Source organism: Nocardia sp. NPDC060255 (assembly GCF_042727395.1).
Lineage (GTDB): Bacteria > Actinomycetota > Actinomycetes > Mycobacteriales > Mycobacteriaceae > Nocardia.
In genome coordinates this window covers 266155-269631 of record NZ_JBHXAU010000009.1, presented here as the reverse complement: position 1 = coordinate 269631, position 3477 = coordinate 266155, and the positions used below count along the sequence as shown (strand labels likewise).

Annotated in this window: 4 protein-coding genes; all 4 read right to left on the bottom strand. The window is 68.6% G+C overall.

Going from position 1 to position 3477, the window contains the following annotated elements; translation table 11 throughout:
• Nucleotides 1–377: 377 nt before the first annotated feature.
• A complete protein-coding gene (cobM, locus tag ACFWF1_RS19380) occupies nucleotides 378–1127 on the bottom strand; it encodes a precorrin-4 C(11)-methyltransferase (protein ID WP_379281151.1) in 750 nt (249 codons plus the stop codon).
• Nucleotides 1128–1154: 27 nt separating this feature from the next.
• A complete protein-coding gene (locus ACFWF1_RS19375; RefSeq protein ID WP_379281152.1) occupies nucleotides 1155–1580 on the bottom strand; it encodes a PPOX class F420-dependent oxidoreductase in 426 nt (141 codons plus the stop codon).
• Nucleotides 1581–1649: 69 nt separating this feature from the next.
• On the bottom strand, nucleotides 1650–2267 hold the full coding sequence (locus ACFWF1_RS19370) for a LuxR C-terminal-related transcriptional regulator (protein WP_379281153.1): 618 nt from the start codon (nucleotides 2265–2267) through the stop codon (nucleotides 1650–1652).
• Nucleotides 2264–3451, bottom strand: coding sequence for a sensor histidine kinase (locus ACFWF1_RS19365; protein ID WP_379281154.1), 1188 nt, complete (start codon nucleotides 3449–3451; stop codon nucleotides 2264–2266). The genes ACFWF1_RS19370 and ACFWF1_RS19365 overlap by 4 nt, the downstream gene beginning before the upstream one ends.
• Nucleotides 3452–3477 lie beyond the last annotated feature (26 nt).

Sequence of the window (3477 nt, the reverse complement as noted above, 5' to 3'; positions counted from 1 at the left end):
CCGTAACCTCGCTTCCGGAACACCACGCAAGCGCTCCCCGACGACACCCGGACAGGACGCTCACCTATCCCAGCGTGGCGCCCGCGTCTCGGGGTTCAGTTCTCTAATCAATCAGGCAAAAAAAGCTCATTGGCACTATCTGTTCGCCAGGGTGACCTTGTTACATAGGCGCGACCGCGCCCACTACCCACCGACCGGCGATGCCGGGAATCTCGCTGCAGATCACCGAACCAATCTACCGTCGTCGCCCGCGCCGAACCAACCAACCTCGATAGCTGACCGACATCATCACAGGCAGTCGGGGTGTCAGTACTTTGCAGGGCTCATGTTGCAGACCTCACATCCTGCGCGACGCGCTGTGCGGGCGGCGCGGCGGGTCACCGATGGCGGGTGCGAGCCGGGTCGTAGAGGTGGGATTCGGCACACGACACCGTGCCCGCGAGGGCCTTGCCGACCAGGATGATCGCGGCCTGCCGCAGTTCGGCGGCCTCGACCTGATCGGCGATGTCGGTGAGCGTGCCGCGCAGGATCAGCTGGCCGGGCTGGCTGGCGCGGTACACCACGGCGACCGGACAGTCCCGGCCGTAGTCGGCGACGAGTTCGGCGGCCAGCGTGCGGATGCGGGTGATCGCGAGGTGCAGCACGAGAGTGGCGCCGGTGGCGGCGAAGTTGGCCAGTGCCTCGGAGTCGGGCATGGCGGTCGAGCGGGCTCGGGTGCGGGTCAGCACGACCGACTGCACCAACTCGGGGACAGTGAGTTCGGTGCCGAGCAACGCGGCCGCGGCGGCATAGGCGGGAACGCCGGGGGTGACGTCCCACGGAATGCCATGTGCGTCAAGCCTGCGGGTCTGTTCGGTGAGGGCCGAGTAGAGCGACGGGTCACCCGAGCACAGCCGGGCCACGTCTTTACCGGATTGATCGGCGCGCACCAGGTGTTCGGTGATCTGATCGAGGTCCAGGTGCTGGGTGTCGATCAATTCGGCGTCGGGCGCGCAATGACCGAGCACTTCGGGATCCAGATAGGTGCCCGCGTACAGGCACACCGGGGACGAGCCGAGCAGGGCGACCGCGCGGACGGTGAGCAGGTCGGCCGCACCCGGTCCGGCGCCGATGAAGTGCACGGTCATGCGGGTGAGTGTAAAACGATGGTCGGGTCAGGCCGTCGCGTCGAAGTGTGCGAGCACCTTGGTCGGCCGCAGGCGGACAACGAGTTCGCCGGGCACCCCGTTGCGCTTGCCGAATTCCTCGGCCCGGTCGGCACCCATGTACCGGCCGCCGATCTCGGTCGCCGTGCGGACCAGTTCTGCCGGATCCTCGGACAGGGTCACGGTGCCCTGCAACTGCACCGACGGGTACGGCGCCGCCTCGACGTCGACGATCACCGCGATGCGCCCGTCGCGGGCGAACGCCTTGCCCTTGGCGGTGTCCTTGCCGGTGTTGAAAACCAGTTCGTCCCCCTCGAGTACGAACCACACCGGGGTCACCACCGGCCGTCCGTCGGCGGCGACGAAAGCCACCTTGCCCGTCCGCGTGCCTTCGGAGAGGAACTCGCGCACCTGAGGATCCGAGAGAGAGGCCATTGCTTCACCCTAGGGGCACGCAGGCTGTCGAACAGGGCAGCTGCGGGCGCATGTCGCGGTCTTCGTCGCTCAGATAGCGCCTTGCTCGCGGGCACGGGCGACGGCCGAGGTGCGGGACCGGACACCGAGTTTCGCGTAGATGTGCACCAGGTGGGACTTGACGGTGGTCTCGCTGAGGAACAGCTCCTTGGCGATCTCGCGATTGGAGCGTCCGTCGGCGACCAGCCGCAGCACCTCGATCTCGCGAGCGCTCAAGGTGGTGTCGGCACGGCGCACCCGGGTCATCAACTTCGAGGCCACCGCGGGCGACAGCACGCTCTCCCCCGCCGCGGCCGAGCGGACGGCGGCGAGCAGTTCAGTGGGCGGGGTGTCCTTCAGGATGTAACCGCAGGCGCCCGCTTCGATGGCGCCGAGGATGTCGGCGTCGGTGTCGTAGTTGGTGACCACCAAGACATTCGGCGGCTCCGGGAGGGCGCGCAGCTCGGCGGTGGCGTCCGCACCGGAGCGGCCGGGACCGAAGCTCAGGTCCATCAGCACCAGGTCGACCGGGGTGGTCGCGCAGAACGCGACGGCCGCCTCGCCGGTGGGCACGTCGCCGACGACGGTGATGCCGTCGCCGCCGTCGAGCAGCGCGCGCAGGCCGGCGCGGACGATGGCATGGTCGTCGGCCAGCAGCAGGCGGATCATTCGCGCTCTCCCGAATCCGGTTCCGGTGCGGCGGGTTCCAGCGGGAAGGAGACGGTGACCGCGGTGTGGCCCGGTTCCGATTCCACCGCCATGGTGCCGCCCTGCTGCTCCACCCGCGACCGCATGGCGGCGAGACCGAACGAGCCGGACGGCGCGTGGTCGAGGACGTCGGGTTCGATCCCGACGCCGTCGTCCACCACGTCGAGCAGGACCTCCGCGTCGGCGTAGGTCAGCGTCAGGCGCATCCGGTCGGCCTTCGCGTGCTGCACCACATTCGAGACCGCGCCTTGCGCGATGCGCACCAGCGCTGCCTCGATCGGCATCGGCAACCGCTCGGGGGTGCCCTCGACTACCAGTTGGGTGGCGAGGCCGGGGGCGTTGGCGCGTAAGGAGATTCGTTCCAGTGCTTGGGCGAGTGATTGGCCGTCGAGTGCAGCCGGGGCCAATTCGGCAATGAGCCTTCGGGTTTCGGCAAGATTCTCTGCAGCCGTCTCCCTGGCCAACTGAATCCGTTGCAGTGCAGGATGATCCGGCGCGGACTGCTCGGCGGCATGCAGTAGAAGCTGGATGCTGCTCAAGCCCTGGGCGACGGTGTCGTGGATCTCCTGCGCCAGTCGTTCGCGTTCGGACAGTTTGCCCGCCGTGCGCTCCTGGTCCGCGAGTATCGCTCGGGTGCTGAGCAATTCGTCGATCAGCCGCTGCCGTTCGGCGGATTCGCGGAACAGCGCCTGATAGCCGAGGCCGATGCCGACGGCGACCGCCGCGCCGAACATCGGGCCGATCGCGCCCGCCACCGACCAGCCGCGGTGCACCCCGAAGCCGATCACCGCGATCGCCGTGGCCGCCGCCACCGCGACCATGTTCCACGGGCGCGGGAGCAGGTGCAGGTAGAGGAAGAACAGGCCGAAGGCCAGATAACCGGCGTCGGGAGCGAGCAGGACCAGGCCGAGCCACCAGACCGTCAGGGCGATCAACCAGACGGCGATCCCGCCGCGACGCCCGCTCAGCACATGCCCGGCGAAGTACGTCGCCAGGAAAGCCACCGTCAACGCCACGACCGGGATCGGGTGCGGCGCACCGGGCAGCAGCGCACGTACGGCGATCACCACCGCCAACGCCGTCACCAGCACATGCAGGCCGAGCCGCAGCGCGGTGAAGACCGGAGTGAGCGGGGACGAGTGCACCTTGCCAGCTTATGTGCGGCTACTCG